At 63.3% G+C, this 26263-nt stretch carries 19 protein-coding genes and 2 pseudogenes; 13 read left to right on the plus strand and 8 right to left on the minus strand.

Features of this window, described 5'->3' with window-relative positions; all coding sequences use genetic code 11:
- The first annotated feature begins 83 nt into the window (after positions 1-83).
- Positions 84-986 (plus strand): acetylglutamate kinase, encoded by a 903-nt coding sequence (gene argB, locus GO615_RS05070; RefSeq protein WP_169125953.1) that lies wholly within the window; start codon positions 84-86, stop codon positions 984-986.
- Between the two features lie 73 nt (positions 987-1059).
- Here the strand turns inward: argB and cysN are convergent.
- Both cysN and cysD read right to left on the minus strand, forming a co-directional pair.
- Positions 1060-3065, minus strand: a pseudogene (cysN, locus tag GO615_RS05075) (sulfate adenylyltransferase subunit CysN).
- A 1-nt stretch (position 3066) separates the two neighbouring features.
- Positions 3067-3966 carry a sulfate adenylyltransferase subunit CysD gene (gene cysD, locus GO615_RS05080; RefSeq protein WP_169125954.1) on the minus strand — a complete coding sequence of 300 codons (900 nt, stop codon included), beginning with the start codon at positions 3964-3966 and terminating at the stop codon, positions 3067-3069.
- Positions 3967-4022: 56 nt separating this feature from the next.
- Between cysD and cysQ the strand changes: the two genes are divergently transcribed.
- Together cysQ and GO615_RS05090 are read left to right on the plus strand one after the other, a co-directional pair.
- Positions 4023-4862 (plus strand): 3'(2'),5'-bisphosphate nucleotidase CysQ, encoded by an 840-nt coding sequence (cysQ, locus tag GO615_RS05085; RefSeq protein ID WP_169125955.1) that lies wholly within the window; start codon positions 4023-4025, stop codon positions 4860-4862.
- Positions 4859-6586: an SLC13 family permease gene (locus tag GO615_RS05090; RefSeq protein ID WP_169125956.1), complete on the plus strand. Its 1728-nt coding sequence runs from the start codon at positions 4859-4861 to the stop codon at positions 6584-6586. The genes cysQ and GO615_RS05090 overlap by 4 nt, the downstream gene beginning before the upstream one ends.
- Before the next feature lie 6 nt (positions 6587-6592).
- Here the strand turns inward: GO615_RS05090 and GO615_RS05095 are convergent, their stop codons facing one another.
- Positions 6593-6844: an acyl carrier protein gene (locus GO615_RS05095; RefSeq protein ID WP_050417203.1), complete on the minus strand. Its 252-nt coding sequence runs from the start codon at positions 6842-6844 to the stop codon at positions 6593-6595.
- Between the two features lie 153 nt (positions 6845-6997).
- Here GO615_RS05095 and GO615_RS05100 point away from each other — a divergent pair, with 153 nt between their 5' ends.
- Positions 6998-8599 carry an acyl-CoA ligase (AMP-forming), exosortase A system-associated gene (locus GO615_RS05100; RefSeq protein ID WP_169125957.1) on the plus strand — a complete coding sequence of 534 codons (1602 nt, stop codon included), beginning with the start codon at positions 6998-7000 and terminating at the stop codon, positions 8597-8599.
- A gap of 32 nt (positions 8600-8631) precedes the next feature.
- Positions 8632-9837: a pyridoxal-dependent decarboxylase, exosortase A system-associated gene (locus GO615_RS05105; RefSeq protein WP_169125995.1), complete on the plus strand. Its 1206-nt coding sequence runs from the start codon at positions 8632-8634 to the stop codon at positions 9835-9837.
- Here GO615_RS05105 and GO615_RS05110 read toward each other — a convergent pair.
- Entirely contained in the window at positions 9834-10247 is a 414-nt protein-coding gene (locus GO615_RS05110; RefSeq protein WP_169125958.1) for a hypothetical protein, read from the minus strand. The two genes, GO615_RS05105 and GO615_RS05110, sit on opposite strands and share 4 nt — an antisense overlap.
- A gap of 219 nt (positions 10248-10466) precedes the next feature.
- Between GO615_RS05110 and GO615_RS05115 the strand changes: the two genes are divergently transcribed.
- The 5 genes from GO615_RS05115 (at position 10467) to GO615_RS05135 (ending at position 18768) form a co-directional block, all read left to right on the plus strand.
- Complete coding sequence (locus tag GO615_RS05115) at positions 10467-14045, plus strand: VanZ family protein (protein WP_169125959.1); 3579 nt, start codon at positions 10467-10469, stop codon at positions 14043-14045.
- 221 nt (positions 14046-14266) lie between these two features.
- Entirely contained in the window at positions 14267-15082 is an 816-nt protein-coding gene (locus tag GO615_RS05120; protein WP_211166959.1) for an ABC transporter permease, read from the plus strand.
- 9 nt (positions 15083-15091) lie between these two features.
- A complete protein-coding gene (locus GO615_RS05125) occupies positions 15092-16381 on the plus strand; it encodes an ABC transporter ATP-binding protein (RefSeq protein ID WP_169125961.1) in 1290 nt (429 codons plus the stop codon).
- Positions 16382-16450: 69 nt separating this feature from the next.
- Positions 16451-17413, plus strand: a complete 963-nt coding sequence (locus tag GO615_RS05130; RefSeq protein WP_169125962.1) for a class I SAM-dependent methyltransferase — start codon at positions 16451-16453, stop codon at positions 17411-17413.
- Between the two features lie 125 nt (positions 17414-17538).
- Complete coding sequence (locus tag GO615_RS05135; RefSeq protein ID WP_169125963.1) at positions 17539-18768, plus strand: glycosyltransferase; 1230 nt, start codon at positions 17539-17541, stop codon at positions 18766-18768.
- A gap of 61 nt (positions 18769-18829) precedes the next feature.
- Here the strand turns inward: GO615_RS05135 and GO615_RS05140 are convergent, their stop codons facing one another.
- Positions 18830-19717, minus strand: a complete 888-nt coding sequence (locus GO615_RS05140) for a hypothetical protein (protein WP_169125964.1) — start codon at positions 19715-19717, stop codon at positions 18830-18832.
- A gap of 77 nt (positions 19718-19794) precedes the next feature.
- Between GO615_RS05140 and GO615_RS05145 the strand changes: the two genes are divergently transcribed.
- The 3 genes and pseudogenes from GO615_RS05145 to GO615_RS05155 all read left to right on the plus strand — a co-directional run bounded on the left by GO615_RS05145 (position 19795) and on the right by GO615_RS05155 (position 22558).
- The gene (locus tag GO615_RS05145) at positions 19795-20658 is read left to right on the plus strand and encodes a polysaccharide deacetylase family protein (RefSeq protein WP_343037720.1); all 864 of its coding nucleotides are present in this window, start codon (positions 19795-19797) and stop codon (positions 20656-20658) included.
- Positions 20659-20660: 2 nt separating this feature from the next.
- Positions 20661-21011, plus strand: a pseudogene (locus GO615_RS29645) (glycosyltransferase family 2 protein); the annotation flags it as partial.
- Positions 21012-21634: 623 nt separating this feature from the next.
- The gene (locus tag GO615_RS05155) at positions 21635-22558 is read left to right on the plus strand and encodes a glycosyltransferase (protein ID WP_169125966.1); all 924 of its coding nucleotides are present in this window, start codon (positions 21635-21637) and stop codon (positions 22556-22558) included.
- A gap of 86 nt (positions 22559-22644) precedes the next feature.
- On the opposite strand, the gene GO615_RS05160 is transcribed toward GO615_RS05155, so the two are convergent.
- The 3 genes from GO615_RS05160 to GO615_RS05170 all read right to left on the minus strand — a co-directional run bounded on the left by GO615_RS05160 (position 22645) and on the right by GO615_RS05170 (position 26122).
- Positions 22645-24195, minus strand: a complete 1551-nt coding sequence (locus tag GO615_RS05160; RefSeq protein ID WP_169125967.1) for a hypothetical protein — start codon at positions 24193-24195, stop codon at positions 22645-22647.
- Positions 24196-24284: 89 nt separating this feature from the next.
- Positions 24285-24650: a DMT family transporter gene (locus tag GO615_RS05165; RefSeq protein WP_169125968.1), complete on the minus strand. Its 366-nt coding sequence runs from the start codon at positions 24648-24650 to the stop codon at positions 24285-24287.
- Complete coding sequence (locus GO615_RS05170) at positions 24647-26122, minus strand: UbiA family prenyltransferase (protein WP_169125969.1); 1476 nt, start codon at positions 26120-26122, stop codon at positions 24647-24649. The genes GO615_RS05165 and GO615_RS05170 overlap by 4 nt, the downstream gene beginning before the upstream one ends.
- Between the last annotated feature and the right edge of the window lie 141 nt (positions 26123-26263).

Below are 26263 nucleotides of genomic sequence, written 5' to 3' on the forward strand. Positions count from 1 at the left end.
ATCCTCCGCAAAGGGGGATTGCGGCTTCTGCTTTGCAGCATGACTCTTTAAAATGGCGGCGCACAATCATCCAGGAAGCTGCCATGTCCGACTCCCCCGACACCGATAAGGTGACGCCCGCCCTGAAGGCCGAGATCCTCGCGGAGGCCCTGCCTTACATCAAGCGTTTCTTCGACAAGACGATCGTCATCAAGTACGGCGGCAATGCGATGACCGATCCGAAGCTGAAGGACTGCTTCGCACGCGACGTCGTGCTGTTGAAGCTGGTGGGACTGAATCCGGTCGTGGTGCATGGCGGCGGTCCGCAGATCGAGAACCTGCTCGCACGCGTCGGCAAGAAGGGCGAGTTCGTGCAGGGGATGCGCGTGACCGACGCCGAGACGATGGAAGTCGTCGAGATGGTGCTGGGCGGCCAGGTGAACAAGGAGATCGTGAATCTCATCAACCAGGCGGGCGGCAAGGCCGTGGGCCTGACCGGCAAGGACGCGAACTTCATCCGCGCGAAGAAGCTGATGATGCAGAAGAAGGACGCACCGCCGGGAGACCTGGTCGATATCGGCCAAGTCGGCGAGATCACGCAGATCGACCCCAGCCTGATCTCCTTCCTCGACCAGGGCGACTTCATCCCGGTGATCGCGCCGATCGGCGTCGGCGAGGAGGGCGAGACCTACAACATCAACGCCGACGTGGTGGCCGGCAAGCTCGCCGAGATCCTCAAGGCCGAGAAGCTGGTGCTGCTGACGAACACGCCGGGCGTGCTGGACAAGGACGGCAATCTGCTGACCGGCCTCACGCCGCGCCAGATCGACGGCCTCGTCGAGGACGGCACGCTGTCGGGCGGCATGCTGCCGAAGATCGGCTCGGCGCTGGATGCGGCGCGCAACGGCGTCAAGTCGGTGCACATCATCGACGGTCGCGTCGAACACTGCCTGCTGCTGGAGATCCTGACCGACCACGGCGTCGGCACGATGATCAAGAGCAAGTAAGCCCGCGGATTACGCACAAGGAAGCCGGAACTGCCCGCAAGGGAGTTCCGGCTTTTTGCTGCCCTCAGTCGCCTCAGTCGCCCAGACCGCCGCGGCGCTGCAACTCCAACACGAGATACGTGGCCGCCTCGTCGGCGCTCATCGTCACGGTGTTGATGCGCACGTCGGGCGCTTCCGGCGCCTCGTAGGGGGAGTCGATCCCGGTAAAGTTCTTGAGTTCGCCGCGCCGTGCCTTCTTGTACAGACCCTTGGCGTCGCGTCCCTCGGCGACCTCGAGCGGCGTGTCGATGAACACTTCGAGGAATTCGTCTTCGGCCACCAGGCTGCGCGCCATCTGGCGCTCGGCACGGAAGGGCGAAATGAAGGCGGTGATGACGATGAGGCCGGCATCGACCATCAGTTTCGCCACTTCGGCCACGCGCCGGATGTTCTCAACGCGGTCGGCCTCCGTGAAGCCGAGGTCCTTGTTGAGCCCGTGGCGCACGTTGTCGCCGTCGAGCAGGTAGGTGTGATAACCCTGTGCGTGCAGCTTCTTCTCGACGAGATTGGCAACCGTTGACTTGCCGGCGCCGGACAGGCCGGTGAACCACAGCACGCACGGCTTCTGGTGCTTGAGCGCGGCGCGCGCAGTCTTGTCCACATCGACGTGCTGCATGTGGATGTTCTGGCTGCGGCGCAGCGCGAAGTGGATCAGCCCCGCGCCGACGGTGTTGTTGCTCAGGCGGTCGATGAGGATGAAGCCGCCGGTGTCGCGGTTGTCGGCATAGGGATCGAAGGCGATCGGGCGGTCAAGGCTGAGGTTGCACACGCGTTGCTCAGGCGGTCGATGAGGATGAAGCCGCCGGTGTCGCGGTTGTCGGCATAGGGATCGAAGGCGATCGGGCGGTCAAGGCTGAGGTTGCACACGCCGATCGCGTTGAGGTCCAGCGTGCGCGCGGCCACGTGCTCCAGGGTGTTCACGTTGACCTGGTACTTGATGTGGGTGACGGTCGCGGTGACGGTCTTCGCCCCGATCTTGAGCAGATAGGGGCGCCCAGGCAGCAGCGGCTCGTCGTGCATCCATACGAGCGTCGTCTCGAACTGGTCGGCCGAGCCGGCGGGCGAGTCGGCCGTCGAGATGACGTCGCCGCGCGAGATGTCGATCTCGTCGGCGAGGGTCAGCGTGATCGACTGGCCGGCGACGGCCTGCTCCAGGTCGCCGTCGCGCGTGACGATGCGCGCGACCGTGCTTTCCTTGCCCGAGGGCTGGACGCGGATGCGGTCACCGGGCTTCACGATGCCGCCGGCGACGGTGCCGGCGAAGCCGCGGAAATCGAGGTTCGGGCGATTGACCCACTGCACGGGCAGGCGGAAGGCTTGCTTCTGCAAGCGCTCGTCGTCGACCTCGACGGTTTCGAGGTAACCCATCAGCGTCGTGCCGTGATACCAGGGCATGTTGGCGCTGGGCTCGATTATGTTGTCGCCCTTGTAGGCGGACATCGGGATGAAGGTCACGTCATCGAGGCCGATCTGGGCGGCGAAGCTGCGGTAGTCGTCGCAGATGCGCCGGAACACGGGCTCGGCGTAGTCGACGAGGTCCATCTTGTTGATCGCGACCACGATGTGGCGGATGCCGAGCAGCGACACGAGGTAGCTGTGGCGCCGAGTCTGCGTGAGCACGCCGCGGCGGGCATCGACCATCAGCACCGCGGCGTCGGCGGTCGAGGCGCCGGTCACCATGTTGCGCGTGTATTGCTCGTGGCCCGGCGTGTCGGCGACGATGAACTTGCGCTTGTCGGTGGAGAAGAAGCGATAGGCGACGTCGATCGTGATGCCCTGCTCGCGCTCGGCGGCGAGGCCGTCGACGAGCAGCGCGAAGTCGAGATTCTCGCCCTGGGTGCCGTACTTCTTCGAGTCGGCTTCCATCGCGGCGAGCTGGTCTTCGAAGAGCATCTTCGATTCGTACAGCAGGCGGCCGATCAGCGTGCTCTTGCCGTCGTCGACGCTGCCGCAGGTGATGAAGCGCAGCAGGCTCTTCTTCTCGTGGGCCTGCAGGTACTGCTCGATGTCGGTGGCGATCAGATCCGAGATGTGGGCCATGTCAGAAGTACCCCTCTTGTTTCTTCTTTTCCATCGAGGCGGCCGAGTCGTGGTCGATGACACGGCCCTGGCGCTCGGAGGTCTTGGTCAGCAGCATCTCCTGGATGATCGCGGGCAGCGTGTCGGCCTCGGACTCGACCGCGCCGGTCAGCGGGTAGCAACCGAGCGTGCGGAAGCGCACCTTCTTCATCATCGGCACTTCACCCGGATGCAGCGGCATGCGCTCGTCGTCGACCATGATCAGCGCGCCGTCGCGCTCCACGACCGGGCGCACGGCGGCGAAGTAGAGCGGCACGATGGGCACCTTCTCGAGGTAGATGTATTGCCAGATGTCGAGCTCGGTCCAGTTCGACAGCGGAAACACCCGCATCGACTCGCCCTTGTGCTTGCGGGCGTTGTAGAGCTTCCACAGCTCGGGGCGCTGGCTCTTCGGGTCCCAGCGGTGCTGCGCGGTGCGGAAGGAGAAGATGCGCTCCTTGGCGCGGGATTTCTCCTCGTCGCGGCGTGCGCCGCCGAAGGCCGCATCGAATCCGTACTTGTCGAGCGCCTGCTTGAGGCCCTCGGTCTTCATGATGTCGGTGTGGATCGCCGAGCCGTGGGTGAAGGGGTTGATGTCCTTCGCGACCCCGTCGGGGTTGATATGCACGATGAGGTCCAGCCCGAGCTTGCCCACCATCTCGTCGCGGAAGGCGTACATGTCGCGAAATTTCCAGCGCGTGTCGACGTGCAGCAGCGGGAACGGCGGGCGCGCGGGGTGGAAGGCCTTCATCGCAAGGTGCAGCATCACGGCGCTGTCCTTGCCGATCGAATACAGCATCACCGGGTTTTCCGCTTCGGCGACCACCTCGCGCATGATGTGGATGCTTTCGGCTTCGAGACGCTGCAGGTGGGTAAGAGACATCGATGTCCTCGTGATGACGATGAATTGCACAGCCGGCCCGCGTGATCGGGCCTACAATGCCGCGTCGTCAAGTATACCAACCGGCTGGAGCCACACCTGTGTCAAATGCTCTTCCCCTTTCCGATCTCCTCGAGCGACTGCTGCCGATCGTGCGCGACGCAGGGGATGTCGTGATGTCGGTCTATGCGACGGACTTTTCGGTGCGCGGCAAGGATGACGCATCGCCGGTCACCGAGGCGGACGAACGCGCCGAGGCGGTGATCCTCGCGGGGCTCGCAGCGCTCACGCCGGACGTTCCGGTGGTGGCCGAAGAGGCCGTCGCAGCGGGGCGGGTTCCGGCAATCGGCAGGCGTTTCTGGCTCGTCGATCCACTCGACGGCACCAAGGAGTTCATCAAGCGCAACGGCGAATTCACGGTCAATATCGCCCTCGTCGAAGACGGCCGGCCGCTGCTCGGCGTGGTTCTGGCGCCCGCTCTCGACAAACTCTATGCCGGGGAGGTCGGGGGCGACGCCTTCGTCGAGGATGGAAACGGGCGCCGTTCAATCTCCTGCCGCGTGCCGCCGGCCGAGGGGCTCACCGTGCTCGCCAGCCGCTCGCACGGCGACGCCGCGGCGCTCGACACCTTTCTCGCGGACCGCAAGGTCGCCAAGCTCGCGAGCGCCGGTTCCTCGCTCAAGCTGTGCCTGATCGCGGCCGGCGAAGCCGACCTCTACCCCCGGCTCGGGCGCACGATGGAATGGGACATCGCCGCCGGCCATGCGGTGCTCGCTGCCGCCGGCGGGCACGTCACCGACCTGGACGGGCGTCCGCTCGCCTATGCCAAGCGGGGTTTCGAGAACCCCCATTTCGCCGCATGGGGCCTTGAAGAAGGCGTAGCGCCCCAATCCCGATGACGGCCTACGCAGTCCTCCTATCCATTGCCGCATTGCTCGCGCTGCTGATCCGCGGCCGCGTCGCACCGGCGATCCTGTTCACCGTGTGGGCCGCGGCGTACTACCTCGCCGGGCTCGTCAGCGAGCGCGAGTGGCTCACCGGCTACACCAATTCAGCGCTGATCACCTTGATCGTGCTCTTGCTGGTGTCGCTGGCGCTGGAGCGCTCGCCACTCCTGGACCGCTTTTCGGATCTCGTACTGCGGGGGGGGGCGGCACGAGCGATCCTGCGCCTGTCGGCCGTGACGACGCTGTTTTCGGCGGCCCTCAACAACACCGCAGTCGTCGGCGCCCTGCTGGGGGTCGTCTCCAAGCAACGCCGCGTGGCGCCATCGAAGCTGCTGATCCCCCTTTCGTACGCCGCGATCCTGGGCGGCGTTACGACCCTTGTCGGCACCTCGACGAACCTCGTCGTCAATTCCTTCGTGATCGACGCGGGGCTCCCGCCGCTGAAGATGTTCCAGTTCAGCCTCGTCGGCATTCCGCTGGCGCTCGCGTGCATCGCCGTGATGGTGCTGTGCTCGGGCCTACTTCCGGCGCATGAACCGGCCGCACGGGAGAACCGCCAGAGCTACTTTCTCGAAGCACAGATCACCCCCGATTCGCCCCTGGCCGGTCGCAGCATCGAGCAGAACCGCTTGCGCAACCTCGATGGTCTGTTCCTGCTGGAGCTCGAGCGCGAGGGGCGGCTGATTTCGCCGGTGGGGCCGGACGAGATTCTCGAGGAGGGCGACGTCCTCATCTTCACCGGGCAGGTCGAAAAGGTGCAGGCGCTGCAGCAGATTCCCGGCCTGCAGGTGTTCGGCACGCGCGCCGACGCGCTGCTGGGCTCCAACCTCGTCGAGGTGGTGATCTCGAACGAGTCGATCCTGCCCAATCGCACGCTGCGGGAAGTGGACTTCCGCTCGCAGTTCGACGCCGGGGTCGTCGGCATCCGGCGCGGCGACAAGCGCCTGACCGGCCAGCTCGGGCGAATCCCGCTGCGCGTGGGCGACGCGCTGCTGCTCGCCGTCGGCCCCGACTTCGCCCAGCACCGCAACATCGACCGCAACTTCCACCTGCTCGACACCGGCGTGCTGCGCCCGAGGCTGACGCCGCGCCAGAGCACGCTCGCGCTGAGCGGCTTCGCGCTCGCGATCGCGGTGTCCGCGGTCGGTATTTGGCCGCTGCTGAACTGCCTGCTGGTGCTGCTCGCGATCCTGCTCGCGACGCGCATCCTGTCGGTGAGCGAGATGCGCCGGCGCTTTCCCTTCGACCTGCTGGTGACGATAGGCTCGGCGCTCACGATCGCGAAGGCGCTGGAATCCTCGGGCGCGGCCGAGCTGGTCGCCGACGCCATGCGCAGCCTGTTCGACGGGCACGGCGTAGTCGGGGCCTTCGTCGGCGTATACCTGATCACTGTCGTGCTGACCGAAGTCATCACGAACAACGCCGCTGCCGCGCTCGCGTTCCCGATTGCGCTATCGACCGCCCGCGCGTTCGACGTCGACCCGATGCCCTTCGTGATGGCGATCGCCTACGGGGCGAGCGCAGGCTTCCTGATCCCCTTCGGCTACCAGACCCACCTGATGGTGATGTCGCCGGGCCGCTACCGCACGATGGATTTCATCCGCGCCGGCCTGCCGGTCAGCCTGACCTATTCGGCCGCCGTCCTGTTGCTGGTGCCGGTATTCTTCCCGTTCTGAGACGGTTCAGCGGGCGCTGAGACGGGTGACGAAATCGACGACGGTTCCGACGGTCGCAAAGGAACTGCCGTCGATCTCGTCGTCGGGCACCTCAATGCCGAAGCGTTCCTCGATCGCGTGGATGACCGCGAGCACGGCCATGGAGTCGAGTTCGGGCACGCTGCCGAGCAGCGCCGTGTCGGCATCGAATTGCAAACCACGGCCATCGAGGCTCAACACTTCGTCGAGCAGAGCCAAAACCTGTTCCTGGATGTTCAAGGCAAAAACCTCACAGCACCAACCAACACACTTTACGATCACAAGCGTCCGCAGGCTGCGGGCGCAGAGCGGCGCATTATACTTCCGGTCCGTACTCGCCCGCGCCGCCTGCATGCGAGAAAGAATGCGCAACGCCGAGCCCAGACCACCGCAATGATGCCGACCGCCCTGCTCCACGACCTGATTCGCGCCGCCGTCGCACGCAATCCCGCGCAAGCGGCACTAACCCGCGGTGCACAAACCCTATCCTACGCGGAACTCGAAACGCAATGCGGTGCATTCGCGGCGGGACTGCTCGGACTGGGCCTCGCGCGTGCCGAACGGGTCGCGATCTACCTCGAAAAACGCTTCGAGTTCGTCGCCGCCGCCTTCGGGACGAGTGCCGCCGGCGGGGTGTTCGTGCCGGTCAATCCGCTGCTGAAGGGCGAACAGGTCGGGCATATCCTGCGCGACTGCAACGTGCGCGTGCTGGTGACGAGCGCCGAACGCCTGCCGCTGCTGCAGGCGGTGCTCGCGCAATGCCATGACCTGCGCCAGATCGTGCTGGTCGGCAATCCGGCGGAGCTGCCGACCGTGGAAGGCGCGACCGTGCATCGCTGGAGCGATCTTGCCGCCGCCCCCCCGCGCAGCGGCCACCGCGTGATCGACACCGACATGGCGGCGATCCTGTACACTTCGGGCAGCACCGGCCGCCCCAAGGGCGTCGTGCTCTCCCACCGCAACGTCGTCACCGGCGCCCGCAGCGTCGCGCAGTACCTCGAGAACCACGCAGGCGACACCCTGCTCGCGGCCCTGCCACTGTCCTTCGACGCCGGCTTTTCCCAGCTCACGACAGCCTTCCACGCGGGCGCGCGCGCCGTGCTAATCGACTACCTTCTGCCGCGCGACGTGCTCAACGCCGTCGTGCGCGAGCGCGTGACCGGACTCACCGCGGTGCCGCCGCTGTGGATCCAGCTCGCCGGGCTCGACTGGCCCGAGACCGTCGGCGAACACCTGCGCTACATCGCCAACACCGGCGGCCGCATGCCCTTCGAGACGCTGAAGGCGCTGCGGGCGAAACTGCCGCGCACCCACCCCTTCCTCATGTACGGGCTCACCGAAGCCTTCCGCGCGACCTATCTCCCACCCGAGGAGATCGACCGTCGCCCGGACTCGATCGGCAAGGCGATCCCGAACGCCGAAGTGCTGGTGCTGCGCGAGGACGGCAGCGAATGCGCGCCGAACGAACCGGGCGAACTGGTGCAGCGCGGCGCCCTCGTCGGCATGGGCTACTGGAACGATCCGGAAAAGACCGCCGAGCGCTACAAGCCCCTGCCCGCGGGCATCGGCGGACGCGAGGCGGGGCTGCAGATACCGGAGATCGCGGTGTTCTCGGGCGACACCGTGCGCCGCGACGAGGACGGCTTCCTGTACTTCATCGGCCGCCGCGACGAGATGATGAAGACGTCGGGCTACCGGGTGAGTCCCACGGAGGTCGAAGAGATCGTCTATGGCACGGGCCGCGTCGGCGAATGCGTCGCCTTCGGCCTGCCACATCCGGCGCTCGGTCACGCGATCTGCGTCGTCGCCACCCCCGCACCGGGCACCACGCTCGACACGGCCGCGCTGCTCGCCGACTGCCGCAGCCGCATGCCCGCCTACATGGTGCCGGCGCGCATCGAGGTTCGCAGCGGCCCGCTGCCGCGCAACCCGAACGGCAAGATCGACCGCAAGCTGCTTGCCACCGAAACCCAGCAACAGGAATCCGCGCAGTGAACACGGCCAAACCCACCCCCGTCCACGCGCCGATGGCGCAGTTCCCGATCCGCAACGGCGAGCTGATCGTCGGCGGCGTGCCGCTCACGCGCCTTGCCGCGCGGGTCGGACAGACGCCCTTCTACGCCTACGACCGGCAACTGCTGGGCGCGCGCGTGGGCGAACTGCGCGAGGCGCTGCCCGATGCGATCGACCTGCACTATGCCGTGAAAGCCAATCCGATGCCTGCGCTGGTCGGGGTCATGGCCGAGCTCGTCGACGGACTCGACGTGGCCTCGGCCGGCGAGTTGCGCATCGCGCTCGACGCAGGCTGCCCGCCGGCCGACATCAGCTTCGCCGGCCCCGGCAAGCGCGACACCGAGCTCGAACAGGCGGTCGCGGCGGGTGTGCTGCTGAACGTCGAATCCGCCGGCGAACTGCGCCGGCTCGCCGACATTTCCGCCCGCCTCGGCTGGCCGGCGCGGGTCGCGCTGCGCGTGAACCCGGATTTCGAGCTCAAGAGCTCGGGCATGAAGATGGGCGGCGGCCCCAAGCCCTTCGGCGTCGATGCCGAGGCGGTGCCGGAACTGCTCGCCGAGGTCGGCCGTCTCGGGCTCTCCTTCGAGGGCTTCCACCTCTTCGCAGGCTCCCAGAACCTGCGCGCGGAAGCGATCGTCGAGGCGCAGCAGAAGAGCTTCGAACTCGCGCTCCGCCTCGCCGACGCGGCACCTTCACCGGTGCGGGTGCTGAACCTCGGCGGCGGCTTCGGCATCCCCTACTTCCCCGGCGAGACACGGCTCGATCTAGGCCCGATCGGCGCGAATCTCGCAGAAATCGCGCACGCTGCGCAAAGCCGCATGCCCGACGCGAACCTCGTCATCGAGCTGGGGCGCTACCTCGTCGGCGAAGCGGGCATCTACGTCAGCCGCGTCGTCGATCGCAAGGTCTCACGCGGCCAAGTCTTCCTCGTGTGCGACGGCGGCCTGCACCACCACCTCTCCGCCTCGGGCAACTTCGGCCAGGTCATCCGCAAGAATTATCCGACGGCAATCGGCAATCGCGCCGACGCACCGGCCGCCACGGTAACGACGGCGGTCGGGCCATTGTGCACGCCACTCGACCTGCTGGCGGAGCGCATGGCGTTGCCCGAAGCGCTGGTCGGCGACCTCGTCGTGATCTTCCAGTCCGGAGCCTATGGCGCGAGCGCGAGCCCGCAGGCTTTCCTGGGGCATCCGGCGGTGGTCGAGGTGCTGGTCTAGCAGGGTCCCAGACCGACGCGCATCGAAACCACGAGATCCTCGGTCGAGCTGCAAAGGCTGTAGCTGGCGTCCTGGACGATGGTATGCACCTTGTACGTATAGTTCGCGCCCTGACCGTAGCTGTAGCGCACCTGCGTGCCAGAACCGTTGCCGGTCACGGTCCAGGTACCAACCTGCTTGGTCGGGTCAACCGGGTCGGTCTGCCCCTTCTTGTAGTCGATCAGGGCGCCGCCCGCCTGATGAAACTCCTGCCATCGATCCGTGCCGCGCGTGGCGCACAGCGTCTTGCCCGCCAACAGCGTACTTAGCGCAGCGGCATCCGTTATCTGGGAGGTCGACGTGCACGCGGCCTCTGCCATGGCGGGCATCACCGCAAGCGACAGGATGACGGGTACAAACAGGAATTTCATGACGATCCTCCAGGGGCGAACGTTACCGTCAGGCGAGCGCGACAAGGTGGAAACCAAATCAGTGTAGACGTGCCCTGATCGCTTCGCTGGCGTGACGCCTGGCACGAGTGCAATCGGTCACGCCGATTGTCCGCACGGGGCGAGCGATCGATAATACGAAGCAGTCCCTTCGCGGCGGCAGTGGCGCCCGCCCCCGTCCGCCCTCCGCCGGAGCACGCCTTGCCAGCTTCCGCCCCCGTTACGCGAAATCGCTATGCGGCCGCGACGCTCGCGTGGGCGCTATTCGTGTTCTACGGCAGTCTGGTGCCGCTCGATTTCCAGCCCCGGCCCGATGCCTGGCAGGCCTTTCTCGCAACCCCGTATCTCTCGCTGGGGGTGGCGTCCCGCGCGGACTGGGTGGCGAACATCCTGCTGTATCTGGTCCTCGCCTACCTCGCAACGGGCGCAATCCAGGACGACAGGCGGGCACCACGAATCCTGGCCCTGGCTGCAGCCTTGAGCGCCAGCCTCGCGCTCGCGGTGGGCATCGAGTTCCTGCAACTCCATTTCCCGCCGCGCACCGTCTCGCTCAACGATCTGGTGGCGGAATTCCTCGGCACCGGCCTGGGTTGCGGCCTGTGGTTCGCATCGGGACGTCGCCTCGGCGCGATGTGGGAGCGCTTCGTCAGCGGCCGCACGCACAGCCTGCGCGCCCTGCTCGCGCTCTACGCGACCGGCTACGTCGCATTCAGCCTCTTCCCGTACGACTTCCTGGTTTCCACGGCAGAACTCGCCGCCAAACTGGCCACCGAGGGCACCCTTGCGCTCGGGCCAGCGGCCGGTTGCGGTGCCGGGCTGAGCTGCGGCACCAAGCTGCTCGCCGAGGCCGTGCTGGCCATGCCCTTCGGTGCGCTGCTGGTGATCGGGGCAGGCTCATCGCAACGGCTACGGACTGGCGCAATCGGCGGCCTCGTCGCGGGGGTGTGCCTCGGCCTGGCGATCGAACTCGTGCAGATCCTGCTCGCTTCGGGCACGACACAGGGGATCTCCGTGCTCACGCGCGGGCTCGGCGCGGCGTGGGGTGCATCCCTCGCGCGGAGCGCTATCGCGGGGCGACTACGTATCGAACCGGATGCTGCCCGCCGCGTGGTGTTTCTGGGCGCGCCGCTTTATCTGCTGCTGGCGCTCGCCCTTAACGAAGTGCTGCCCCTGCGACTCCAGCCGCTGTGGGCCGCGAATGAAAAACTCGCCGCACTGCGCTTCCTGCCTTTCTATTACCACTACTACACCTCCGAAACCGCCGCGGTGCGCAGCGTGCTCGCGATTGCCGGAAGCTACGCTCCGATCGGCCTCGCTGCCGCCCTCGCCTATCCCGGTCGACGGCGAGCGGCCCGCGCGGCGATCCTGCTCGCAGTCGCCCTGTGCCTCGGCATCGAAGTCCTCAAGCTCTTCACCGCCGCCAAGCACCCAGACCCGACCAATCTCCTGATCGCAGGCGCGAGCGTGTGGCTCGTCCATACCCTGGCGAGCCGGGTGTTGCGCCGCGTGCAGGACGCCAGCTCCACCGCCGCGCCATCGCCCCCCCGCGGACCGACCCCGCTGTGGCGTTTCGCCCTCGGTGTCGCGCTCCCGGTCGCGGCGCTCGGCGCCGTGGTCGCCGCGACCCGACCGCCTGCGTCCTGGTCGCCCGCCGACAACGGCGCGCACACCACCTTCCCGCCCCCCGAAGCCCTGCCGGCGTTATCGCTGCCGGGCTTCCGCGACGCCCATCCGCGGCTTCCGCACCCCTCGGCGGCCGATCTGGCGCAACTTGCGGCGCGCAATCCGGGCTACCTTGCAGCGCGGCGCAATGCCGCAGGGGGAGGCAAGGGGCCCGTCGATTCCGTCGCCTTCGCAGCCCTGGCCGCCCCCGGCAGCCAGGATCTCGGCCTGCTGCACCGCCGACTGATGGACATGCGCTTCATCGACCGCGGCGACGACCAGGTCAAGGCGCTCGCGCTCGCCTACGACTGGCTGCACGCACAGTGGAGCTACGCCGAGCGCATCGCCCTGCAGGACAAGCTCGGCGAGGGCTGCCAGTACGTCATCGACTTCATCCGCCACGAACGCCTCTCCCCGTACAACGCCATCCTCTACAACAGCCCGCTGCAGGCGTTGATGGCGTGCTCCATTGCCCTGTACCGCGAACACCCGCGCGGCGACGCCCTCATGGCCTTCACTCACGACCTGTGGACGCGGCACGTGCTTCCGGTGTGGCGCCAGGTGTTCGGCACGCACGGCGGCTGGCACGAAGGCGGCGAATACGTCGCGGTCGGCATCGGCCAGGCGGTCTACACGCTCCCCGCGATGTGGCTCGCCGCGACCGGCGAGGATCTCTTCACGTCCGAGACCGGGCTGCGCGGCTTCCTCGACTTCCTCGTCTACCGCACGCGCCCCGACGGCACCCAGATCCGCTCGGGCGACGCAAGCAACCTGCAGCGGCACCCGCCCGACGCCGCGCCGCTCGCCCTGCACTACCGCCACGCCGCGGCCTATGGTCTTGCCGCAGCGCCGGTCGCCCCGACGCCCACCGGCTGGCCCTGGGGCCCGCTGTCCGACGGCACGCTCACCGACTCTGGCGCCGTCGCGGCGCTCCCCCTGTCGCGGCACTTCGACGGCATCGGCCTGATCGTCGCCCGCAGCGACTGGACGCCCGACGCCACCTACGTCACTTTCAAGGCCGGCGACAACTTCTGGTCGCACAGCCATCTCGACCAGGGCGCTTTCACCATCGACAAGGGCGGCCCGCTCGCCATCGACAGCGGCATCTACGGACCGCGCTACGGCTCGGACCACCACATGAACTACGCCTACCAGACCGTGGCTCACAACGCCCTCACGGTCACCGATCCAGCCGACGATGCCCCCCTCCCGACCCCGGAGGGCCTGCGGCCCATCGCGAACGACGGCGGCCAGCGGCGCGTCGGCTCCGGCTGGCACGTCGCCCCGGGGCCCATCGACCGCGACGAATGGGAGCAGGCGCGCGAGCTCTATCACACCGGGCGCATCGCCCGGTTCCTCGACGAGAATGCGCTCACCGTCGCAGTCGCCGACCTCACCCCGGCCTACACGAACGCCCACTCCGCCCGAGGCGAAGCTTCGCACCGCAGCCGCCGCGTCGAACGCGCGTGGCGGGTGTTCGGCTACGACCGGATCGACGACGTCATCGTGATCTACGACGACGTGCGCGCCACCGACCCAGCCTTCCGCAAACGCTGGCTCCTGCACGCCAACTCGGCGCCGGAGGTCGACAACGAGGGCTTCTTCGTCAGTACGCCGCCGCGCGGAGCGGCCCGGTCGGCTGGCCGACTCGAGGCCCGCGTGCTGCTCCCGCAGGAACGCCGCCTGCTGACCACGGGCGGGCGCGGATTCGAATTCTTCGTCGATGGCCGCAACTATGACGAAGAAGGCAAACTCGTCGAGGCGATGCATCGTCCGCCTCCGGCGCCGGAGGCGGGAGGCTGGAGGGTCGAACTCATGCCCGCGCACGACGCCCTCGAAGACCGCTTCCTCGTTGTCCTGCTGCCGACCAGTGCGGAGACGCGCCCCGCCCATCGCGTGCGTCTGCTGCAACGGGGCGGTGAGGTGGGCTGCGAGATCGCGGGACCGCGGCGCACGACACGCTGGTGGTTCACACCCGGGCAACTCGGCGCGCGCATCGAGATCGGCGATGCACCATCGGTCAAGACATACGACCTGCTCGATGACAGCGCGTCGCCTGCGGCCGCGCCCCAAACGTGGTTGGAGACCTTGGTCGACCGCCTCTTCGTCGCGCACTGACCCGCTTCCACCCGGCTTTCACGCGCGCAGAAGGACGCCCCGACAGTGTGAAATGTCACTGCCCGATCGATCACGGGCTGGGAGAATGCATTTTGTCGGGTTTCCGCAGTCCAATTGCGGACGCCCGCGGTGGCGTGCTCATCGCGTCGAAACGAGGCAGTGTCGCCACACCAATTGCGCATCAACTGAACGCGAGGCCCCGCCGGGAGTTGATCCAACCGATGAATGGCCTGAAGGAACTCTGCACCTACCGCGAGCTGATCGCCGTGCTCGCGTGGAAGAACATCGCCGTGCGCTACAAGCAGGCCTACCTAGGCATCGCCTGGGCCGTGCTGAAGCCCGTGACGCTGATGCTGATCTTCACCCTGGTGAAGAGCTTCGTCGGCATCGACAGCGGCGACATTCCCTACCCCATCCTGACCTTCGCTGCGCTCATGCCCTGGACCTTCTTCCAGGAGTCGGCCTCGGAGGGCGTGAACAGCGTCGTCGGCAATACCGCGCTGATCAAGAAGATCTACTTCCCGCGCGAGATCTTCCCTCTCACCTCCGTCGTCACCAAGCTCGTCGAACTCGGGATCAACTTCCTGATCCTCGCCGGCCTGATGGCGTGGTACGGCATGATGCCCAGCGTGCAGTTCCTCTGGGTGCCGGTCATCATCGCCTACACCGTGCTCGCCTCGCTCGCGGTCGCCTTCGCCGGCGCGGCGATCAACGTCTATTACCGCGACGTCGGCCAAGCCCTGCCGGTGCTTCTGTCACTGCTGATGTACGCGTCCCCGGTCATCTATCCGCTTCAGCTCGTCAAGGACAAGCTGCTGATCCAGCAGGCTGCGGGCGACTGGTCCGGCCTGCTCTACACGCTCTACACCCTGAACCCGCTCGCCGGGATCATCGATGCGTTCCAGAGCGTCGTGCTGCGCGGCCAGGCGCCCGACGTCGGCGCCATGGTCCCGGGCGCAATGCTCGTGGCGGTGCTGCTGCCGCTGAGCTATCTCTACTTCAAGCGCGCCGAAAGCTACTTCGCCGACGTCATTTGAGCCACCGACATGCCGATTATCGAAGTCGAACATCTCACCAAGGAATATCGGCTCGGGGCACTGCAAAGCCTGAAGCAGACCATGCTCAATGCCGGCGCGCGACTTATCGGCCGCGCGGCGCCCGAACGCCCCCTGTTCAAGGCGCTGGATGACGTCAGCTTCACCATCGAGCAGGGCGAAGTCGTCGGCATCATCGGCCACAACGGCGCGGGGAAATCGACGCTGCTCAAGATGCTCGCGCGCATCAGCACTCCGACGCGCGGATCCGTGAAGGTCAATGGCCGGATCGCGCCACTCATCGAAGTCGGCGCCGGTTTCGTGCCCGATTTCACCGGGCGAGAGAACGTCTATCTCAACGGCGCGATCCTCGGCATGTCGAAACGCGAAATCGACCGTAAATTCGATGAAATCGTCGATTTCGCGGAAATGGCCGAGTTCATTGATACACCGGTGAAGCGGTACAGCTCGGGGATGCAGGTGAAACTGGCGTTTTCGGTGGCGACGAGTGTTGAGTCCGAGATCTTGATCGTCGATGAGGTTCTAGCTGTCGGCGACCTTGCATTTCAGCGGAAGTGTTTTGACCGCATGGAGAACTTGATCAAGCGCCAAGGAAGAACCGTCCTAATCGTTAGCCATAACATTAGACAAATAGAAAGAATGTGTAATCGTGTCCTTCTTCTGGACCATGGAACCATAAAAGTAGACGGAAACGCCAAGTTGGTGTGCAACGTCTTCTTTGAGCAAAGTGACGTTACCATCATCGCACAGCAGGACAAAGGGAAGGCAAGCAACGCACTAACAACAGGCGAAGCAGATCTGCTTGACCTTAACTTCACCGACCCAACCGGGCAGACAATAGACACTATCGAATATAACGCACCGGCAAATATCCGCTTCAAGATCCGTGCACATCGAGAGATACGAAATCCAATCTTCTTCATTGGATTCCACACAACAGACTTCATTTATCTAACGGCATCGATAACACCAGGCTCACTACGAAAAAAAACACTCTCCGAGGGGACGCATGAATTCTCGATGAGAATCGACAATTTTCCTTTACTTCCAGGAGCGTATGCAACCCGACTTAGCATAGATGTCGAGGAACCCATAAAGAATATATTTTACGCCGACAACCTCTGCCACTTCAGAGTAACGAGCTCAAACTTACAGAGATCGTCGCCGGAATGTCAGGGAGGATTCTTCAGTCTAGAAGCACACTGGAGCCATCAGCATCTCCTGCAAGAACCTGTAGATGCACGACACCTCCAATCACCTCTCCCACTACCCCAAACGTAGCCCAGTATTATCTTTTGATCGCAGTTCGTCGCGAAGCTGAAAACAAGGCACGAAATGCTGAAGAATATCTTGAAATACGCCGCCCGCAAGATTCCATTCACCAGGAATCTCAGAAACGAACTCCATTCTTTGAATACTCGCACAATTAGCTTGACCAAAGAGCTCAATCTCTGGAAAAAGGGCTTCGTCCCACCAGGCCATTACTATTCAACAATCCCAGACTTAGACAAAATTAAGCTTCAACACGCCAAGCTATTTGACAAATCATTCGACCACCTTCCGGGAATTGACCTTAACGTTTCTCAACAAATGTACTTTCTGGAGTTAATTAAATCACACTACTCCGAAATGCCATTCCCGGAAGACCCCACAAGAGAATGTCGCTACTACCTAAACAATGACTTCTATGCATACGCTGATGGAATTTGCCTTTACTCCATACTCCGACACCTACAACCACGGAAGTTTATTGAAATCGGGTCTGGATTTTCATCGGCTGCCGCACTTGATACGCGCGACCGGTTTCTCACCCCCGAGACACACTTCACCTTTATTGAGCCTTATCCGGACAGACTCAATCAGTTACTTACCGAAGAAGACAAGAAAAATGGCAATTTAAGCATCATCACCTCTTTCGCGCAGGACGTCCCTTACAACATTTTCAAATCTCTCGGGCCATCAGACATTCTTTTCATTGACTCGACGCATGTCAGTCGGATCGGAAGCGATGTGAATTATTTGTTTTTTGAAATTCTTCCGCAACTTAATCCCGGCGTTTACGTACATATTCACGACATATTTTTTCCATTCGAGTACCCAGACACATGGATCTATGATGGAAGATTCTGGAACGAGTGCTACATTTTAAGAGCATTTCTACAATTTAATCATGCTTTCGAGATAGTATTCTTCAACAGCTACATCGTGGAGAATTTCAACAATTCAATCCGCGAAAGCATGCCTTTGTTCATAAAGAAGCCAACAAACAACCTCACCATTCCAGGAAGCATTTGGTTACGGAAAGTTAACTAGCGACTTTTCGAAAGAACCCGCACACCCTCTCCAATAGCACCGTTGATACATAGATTGATCGCAGATACAGCATAAATGCATGACCGCATTCTCTTGTCGTCGTGACCTCCGTGAGGCATGCAGAGATGAAGATTCTAGTTATTTCGCCATACCCCTTATTTGACAGAGCGTCGGGCGACCTGCGTCTACTCAATATTCTTGAGATCTTGTCCGAACAAGGGCACTCCTTGTCTTTTTGCCCAGTCGGTCAAAATTGGCAGATTCCGCATGTTGGCGCGGAGGAAATTACTCGGTACCGCGACACATTATCTAAAAGATCGATTGAGATCTTTCAGACCACAGTACCGCACGTTCTTCGAAGCACAAATTTTGACTTGATTTTTTTTGAGTTCTATTATTACGCCATGCAGTGGCTGGAGATCACCCGATTTCTCCAACCGCAGGCGAAAATAGTAATTGACTCGGTAGATTTGCACTATCTTCGCCTGAAAGCAAAAGCAGATTTATCAAGAAGCGAAAGCGACGCTAGTCGCGCGAGCAATACAAAATCTCAGGAACTTGCAATTTACCGGTTAGCGGACATGGTCATCGCCGTAAGCGGGGAGGACAGCTCAGCCCTCCAGCGCGAGATCCCCACCCTTCCTGTATCAGTAATTCCTAACATCCACACCCGCATTTCTCCTCTACCCCCAGATGCGCAAGCAAAGCATCCGAGCACAATGCGCGCGATTTTTGTGGGAAGTTTTCGGCACGATCCGAATATTGATGCCATGCTGTTCTTTTGCAGAGAAGTGTGGCCCACCGTGAGAGATTCTCTTAAGGATGCGACTCTCGACATTGTCGGCGATGCGCCTCCCGAATCAATCATCGCATTGGAAGGAAACGGGATCCGCGTTCACGGCTGGGTTGCCGACACCGCCCCATATCTTCGCGCCGCGACGGTGTCGGTAGCTCCACTGCGTTTTGGTGCTGGCATGAAGGGCAAGATTGGCGAAGCAATGGTGCATGGGTTGCCTGTCGTCACCACATCAACCGGCGCACAAGGGATGGGGTTCACTCCAAGCAAGGAAGTCCTTATCGCAGATTCGGCGGATGATTTTGCGGACGCTCTACTGTATCTCGCCGCACACGCCGATGAACAGGCGCGCTTGGGGGCGGCGGGGCGGGAATTCATAGACATGCATTATGGTCGCGATGCAGTGGCTTCGTCGGTACGATCCGCTATTGATCGCGCAATATCCCTGCCAACGAGATCATTGCGTTGGGATAGATTGATTGCCGTCGCTGCGGATTATGTATACGAACGACACATCGGTTGGCGCCTTAAGGGCAGATCGGTTCTTAGCGGCATGTAGCAGGGAAAGTCGAGCGCCAGAACCTCAATGTCGATGGCAGCGTACGCTACCAGTTCCTCCTCTAGTACTGCCTCAGACGCCACCAAAGAGGTTTCAACACCTCTTCGCACGCCTCGTCTCCAAGTCGCCTAAGGCGATGACCAAGATCGAGCGGATACTCACGGAACACCGGATGGAATATCCGGTTCCCCCACGGCAGGGCAAGGTGCGCGACGATGCTGCGTAGTGGCACGTCACGGGTTTCGGAGTTCAGGGCACGTGTAAGCAACGGAGCATCCCTGGTCGTGGGATCGTCGCCCCACCAAGGGCTGTACGGGTGTGCTGTGCAAAAGGGAACACCGAAGACCTGCGCGTAGATCGGGATCTTGTACTCGAGAAAACCGAGATCCGGATTGGGGATGGCGGCGTAGCGTTCGAGGAATACCCGTGGCAGGCAGACCACGATGAACTCGCCGCACAGCGGATCGCCGGAAAATCCGTGTGCCTGGCGGACAAAGTCGAGGAATCGGAAGTACTCCGCCCGTTCCGGCGAGCCCTCTCGGATATACCACCACCACGGATCGACTTCGCGCACCGGGCGCAGCCCCGAGAACAGCATCTCGCCCTCACGCAGCCCGGCGAACAGCCTTTCCAAGGGACCGAAGACGAGCATGTCCCACTGCGCGACGAAGATACTGTCCCAATCCAGATCGACGCCGCGCTCGCGGTACCACTGCACGATCATCTGGTCGCCGTGATACCACTTCCAATGGGCGTCTCGCGGCTGGTCGAAAACGTAGAAGTCGTCGAGATACTTGCCTAGGCGCTCACGGAAGACCGACGCTTGGGCCGGATCGCCGCCGTACAGCCCGTACACGCGCGCATGCGGATTCCTGCGCCGCAGGATGACCAGCCGATTCTCGCAGAGCTCGGGTTCCTTGTAGAACCAGAATAGGACCGCTAATTTCAAGCATCCCCCAGTCGAAAGGAACGGGTCCCCGGCAGAATCTCCCATGCCGCACCGAGACGACTGGAATTTGCCGGCCAGTGGGTAAAGTAGCACGTTCGCCGGGTGCGCTTCGTGAGAAAGTACAGTTCTCCGGGTGTTCGACACTTGCGATGAAAGTTGATCCGATCTCTTCTGCACTTCATCGCCGCGCCGGCTCGCACGGGCCTGTGGTGCTGATGTATCACTCCGTGGAGACGACCGTCGGAGCCCCGGCATGGCCGTGGGCTGTGTCGAAGCGTCGGTTCGGCGCGCAGCTCGATTTCCTCAAGGACGAGGGCTATGCAACGCCCACGATGGCGGAGTTGGCTGCATACGCCCACCCACCGTCCGGACGAACCGCCGTTATCACCTTCGATGACGGCTATCTGAACAACCTTGCGGCGTGCGAGGCATTGCACGCACGCGGGATGCGCGCGACGTGGTTCGTCGTCACCGGGTCGCTCGGGCGCGAACCGACGTGGCCGGACGATGGTCGACCGGCAGGGCGCCTGTTGAACGCGCGGGAGTTGCGCGAAATGCAGGCCGCAGGCATGGAGGTCGGCTCTCACACGGTGAACCACGCGCGCCTGCCGACGCTCGACGACGAGGCGATGGAGCGCGAACTGTGCGATTCGCGCAGCGCCCTGGAGGATGTGCTGGGCGCCGCGGTATCGAGCTTCGCCTATCCTTATGGCGCATGGGACGCACGCTGCGCCAGTGCCGTGCGTAATGCGGGCTATGCCGTGGCATGCACGACGCGCACCGGTTGGGCCCTGCGGGACGGCAATCCGTATTCAGTGCGCAGGTTGACGGTGTTCAATCACGACTCCACCTCCAGTCTGGCGCGCAAGCTCTACTTCGGTAGCCACGATGTGGCTTGGCCGGAGGTGGCACGCTATGCGCTGCGTCGCCTGCGGGCTTGAGCATGTCCGCCATCCGCCCCGTTCCTGCCGTTTCCGTGGTGATGCCGTGCTTCAATGCGGAGCGGCACTTGCCCGCGAGTGTCGGCAGCGTTCTCGCGCAGTCCCTTCCCGACTGGGAGTTCATCGCCGTCGATGACGGCTCGCACGACGGTACGCTTGAGTGGCTGCGCGGCGTGTCGGATCCACGCATCCGTGTTCACTCGCAGTCGAATCAGGGCGTGAGCGCAGCGAGAAATGCGGGGCTCGCCCTTGCGCGTAGCGATCTCGTCGCCTTCCTCGACGCCGACGACACCTGGGCACCAGATTTTCTCGCGCGAATGACGGCTGCGCTGGAGGCCAACCCGCACGCCGTGCTCGCATATTGCGGATGGCAGAACCTGGGGCTACCCGGCGGTCGCGGCCAGCCGTTCGTTCCGCCGGACTACGAGCGACCGGACAAGCAGGAGCAACTCTTCGCCGGCTGCCGCTGGCCCGTGCATGCGGCGCTGACGCGCCGCGACGCGGTGCTCGCGGCCGGCGGGTTCGACCGTAGCCTGACGAATGCGGAAGACTATGCGCTATGGCTGGAGCTCGCCGCTGCGCGCCCCATCGTCAGAGTGCCCGACGTTCTGGCGTTCTATCACTTTCACGACGGCGTGCAGGCGTCGTCGGATCGCGCCCGCGCCGCACTGCAATTGCTGCGGGCGCAGGAACGCTATCTGGAGGCGCACCCGGCTTTTCTCGCCACTCTGGGGCGCGATCGAAGCCGCGAGTTGCTCTTCGGCAACCTGCTGCGTACAGGTTATGAGGCGTACTGGAAACGCGACCTTGAGGCGGCGCGCGCGATCTTCAGGCGCGCGATGCGGGCGGGTTTCGTAACGCGGCGCGACTGGATCTACCTTCTGCCGGCCCTGCTGCCCATCGGCGTGCACAGAGCGCTGCTGAATGCCTTGTCGCGAGATGTGCGAAGCAGTCGCGCGAACGGAAGCTGCTCGAAATGAAGCTCACCTTCGCCTTCTGCACATTCAACCGTGCGCGACGGCTGGACGGCCTGGTCAGGGCGATGCGCGCTCAGGACTCCCCGATCGCGTTCGAGATCCTGGCGGTGAACAACAACAGCAGCGACGACACGCCTGCCGTGTTAGACCGACTGGCCGGCGAGCCCGGCGCTCCCCTGAGAGTCGTCACGGAGACACAGCAGGGCATCGTCCCTGCGCGCAATCGTGCAATTGAGGAAGCCTTGGGGAGCGACATCCTCGTGTTCATCGACGACGACGAACTGCCGCTCCCGGGACTATTGCGGGCGGCTCATTCCGCGATCGCTATCGAAGGAGCGCAATGCGCAGGCGGACGAATCACGGTCGACCTGGGCGCGAACGAACGGCCCGCATGGCTGGATGACGAGATAGCCGGTTTCCTCGGCGAGCTGAACCATGGCAACGAGCCGTTCTGGATCGAGGATGATTCGAAGGCCGTGTGGTGCGGAAACATCGCCTACGACATGCAACTCTTCCGGAAGGATCCCCTGCTGCGCTTCGACGTCCGGTACAACCGGGCGGGCGAAGGCGTGGGCGGGGGCGAAGACGCGATGATGTTCCGCGCGTTGCTCGCGCGAGGCGCGCGAATCCGGTATCGGCCGGACATGGAGATCAGACATGCCGTCGATGACTGGAAACTGACGCGGCGGTACTTTCTCAAGCTGCACTATCTGGCTGGCGTCCGGCAGGGGCGATACCGCTTGCCGAACTATGCCCGGACATTGTTCAACCTGCCACCATTCCTCGTTTCGCAATTCATCCGCCAAACAGCGAGAGCGGTCGGCATGCAACTCGCGCTAAAGCCGGGCTCGCTGAGACAGAGCATGAATGCGATCAATACGCTCGGCTGCATCGTCGGATACTGGCATCGCCCTCGCCTATAGGCGAGCGGATGGCTTGTGGTGAAAGGACACGACGGACCACACGCGCATCGCGCGACCACGGCGTAAGAGAGAAGCGCGACAGGTTTTCATCTTGGGCGCGGATCAAGGAGCATGATCACGCCACGAGACTCGTTCAACACGAATGCGACGCCCGTCCTCTCCAGTAGTTCACGCTGCGATGCCGGGAGCGGGAATCCCTCCGGTCCAAAACCGGTTCGCCCCGGAAAGATCGCGATCATCCATTCCTCGTGGGGTCGCTCTCGCTGCATTGACACGATCATCTCCTGCAGTCGTGCCCCTTCGCCAAGAGGCGCCGTCGGGACTCCGCACCCTATCCTGAACACATGCGGCCAATTGCTGATGACCTTGCGACGAGTATTGCAGACGATCGCTTGACCCGCCTCCCAGGCCGTATTCGCGGCGGCGGCACGCAAAGCGTTGAACCGCGCCGGCCCATCGAAATTCACGAGATAAACCAGATGAAGCGCCAGCACGACGAGCGTAAGCCCCCAGGCCATGCGGCGCGCAGAGAAACCGCCAGATGGAAGGAGCGGCGCACACCCACGCAACAGAAGCAGTCCTGCCGCGAACCAGAACGGCGAGTACTGGAGTGTGTGTCGGACGTTGATCGGCTCGCCCCATTCGAACCTGGAACGCGCAACAACCACCATTGCCGAACCGATCGTCGCATAGAGCACGCAGAGGAGCAGCGCCCTCTGGCTCCGCGCGTCCAACCGCATCAGCAAGCCTCTGCAGCGCCAGCCGAGAGTCCCGGCAAGAATTGCGAGAAAGGCAAGACCGGGCACAGACCATGCCAAATAGATTGCCAGAGGTCGCACGCCACTCAAGTCAAAGACGTACTCCTGAAGCATCGTGCGCGCATTGGTGATGACATCAATGGTAGACGGCCCCATCACATAGGGGTTGATCGCGCCGAAGGTCGCCAAGTTTCTCATGAGCAGGGGCAGCACAATAGCCCCCACTCCCGCGAAGAAGACCAATGCGCGAAGACACTCGGTGCGGCGCGGTTCGCAGTTCCGATACAGCGCAATGGCGAAGTAGCCCAGAAACGCTAGCAAGAGCGCGGCATGCGCGTTTCGCACGGCGTATGCACAGCCGGCCAAGACTCCAGCCAACGCAAGACTAGAATATCGCTGGCCTTGAAACACCAACCCGATTGATCCTAATCCGAGAGCGAGGGCGAACAGGTCGCTCAGTCCCAGTAACGATTGGGTCAGGAAGCTCGGGGTCGTCACGACTGCCGCTGCGAGCACTACCCGCGCCGTGGGGTCGAGCACACGGCGGAATGCCATCACAAGCAGGACCGGCACGGCCAACGCACTGGCCGTGCCGATGAGCATGGCCGCCAGATGCAGATCGAACCCCAGCAGCCCCAGTGCAGCAATCGACAACGCGAAGCCTGGCGGGAATAGCGGGTTCGGTGCAGGCACTCCGTGTGACGGAGGCTCGCCGAGGCCCGAATCGGCAAGAATCCGCACTGCATCGTCGAGGTACGATGCACTATCGGGCGTATAAGGGAACGGCAGCGCGCGGACGACGAGATGGCATTCCACCAGGACGACCAGCCCAATGACACATGCCCAATACGGCAATGCCGAAAAACGCCCATTGCTCATCGCATACCCCTCAACCTACCCCGCGACGAACCGCATCACCACTTGCCTGGAGCAGTGGCAGGAGACAACTCCCACGACCGGAGGGCCGATCAGCTGCGGCCCACGAGGACGACACCGCTACAGATCAGCAAAGTCCCGACCGTTCGCATCGTGCTGACCTGCTCGCCGTGGAGCCAACCGACAAGCACTGCAACGATGAAGCCGAGCCCGACGAGCGGATAGGCCTTGCTCACATCCCAGCGGGCAAGAACGCCGAGCCAGAGCAGCGCCCCAAGCCCATAGAGGACGAACCCAAGCACGACCCCCGGATGTGCGAGTATCGTGAGCACCGCGCGCGGACCGATGTCGCTCGCCAGTGCGCGCTGGATGACACTGCTGCTCATGCCCACCTTCAGCGAGAACTGCGCCGCCACAGAGATCAGGATGCTCGCCACGGCTAACAGAAATAGTTTCATGTGAGTGGCACCGAATGGGCGATCACGGCGATGACCGCGATCGCCAAGACCGTACTGTGGCATCCGAAATCCCTTACGGCGAATACCAGCGGATCATCATGCATCTCACCTCGCGAGGTCTTGATCCAGAGCCTGGTGATCCAGTAAGTAAGACCGATTGCGGCGAACCAAAGCAGACCCGGATTGGCGTAGCGTGCCTGCGTATCCGCCGCCGTGATGTATAGACCAAACACCACGACAGAATTGAGTCCCGCGCAAACGCCCACCGGGAAGAGAATCTTTAGATCATCAGGGCGGTAGTCGCGTCCGGCCGGCGCCGGTTTTCCTTCTCGGTCGAGCAGCAGCAGCTCGGCACAGCGCTTGATCAGCGCGAGGCTCAAGAATATGAATCCCGAGAATGCAAGGAGCCAATGACTGATCGTCACCCCGATGGCAAGCCCCCCTGCAACGATCCTGAGCGTGTAGAGCAAGGACAACACAATCACGTCGATTAGAATGTATCGCTTCAGATGCAGGCTGTATGCGTTGGTGCAGAAAAGGTAGCCGAGCATTGCCAGCGCAAACCCGCTGCCGACCAAAAACGCCATCGACATAGAGACCCACGCGCAGCCGGCCGCCACCGCCGCTCCTCGAATGGGATCGAGGCGCCCGTTCGCAAAGGGCCTGTGCCGCTTGCTCGGGTGCATCCTGTCGCTCTGGATATCTAGAAGGTCGTTGAAGACGTAGTTTGCAGAGGCCAGCAAAGAAAACGAGAAGAAGGCAGCCAGTGTCAGGCCGACGGCATTCGGATCGAACAGACTGAACGAAGTGAGCAGAGGCACGAATATCAGCAGATTCTTGGCCCATTGATACACGCGGAGGGCCTTGAGCCAACTCTTTACGTCCATTCGTGGCCCGGGAAATTCGATCTCGACAGGGCACTTTTCCCGCGCGCTTGTGGCGACATCGCGCGATACGCCGACGAGGACCGCTGCCTGGGCCTCGGCCCAGATAGGCAGATCCGCTTCGTCGTTGCCCGCATAGGCGAATTGCGCCCCGACCGCCCCCTGAATCGCCCGCAACTTCTCGCCCCCCTTCAAATTGGTGTCGGTGGACGCGATCACCAGGTCGAAGATCCGCAGGTGACCGGCCACACGCTCAGCGATCGAGCGATGCGCAGCCGTTGCCAGGACGAGCTTCCGTCCCAGGCGCTTCTGGTCAATGAGGTATTCGAGCAGATCTTCCCTAAACGGCAGCAAGTGCACCGGCAGATTGACGCGACCTGCAACAGCCTCCTTGAACGCCGCCCGTCCTCGACGGAGCCGCAAGGCGCAACGCACGAGTTGCACGGGATCGCGTCTCAACAAGATAAGCAACGATTCAAGCAGGGTGTCACAGGGGGTCAGCGTCCCGTCAAGATCGACAACGAGGGGCAGCGCAGCTTCCTCCTTCAAGCAGGCTACATGCTCGACTCCGCCGGTAGTCAGATTCATCGGACGCCCCCCAACAGACCTGCAGCCACACCATCGGCTAGCCAGGAATTCCGTACAGATCAACCCGCCACGCCATTACATCACGAACTTCGAGCCGACCTACGTGCAGGTTTCACGATCTCAGCCGTTGTCGCAGGCTCT

It is taken from the genome of Aromatoleum evansii, from assembly GCF_012910805.1.
In the GTDB taxonomy this organism is placed as follows: Bacteria; Pseudomonadota; Gammaproteobacteria; order Burkholderiales; family Rhodocyclaceae; genus Aromatoleum; species Aromatoleum evansii.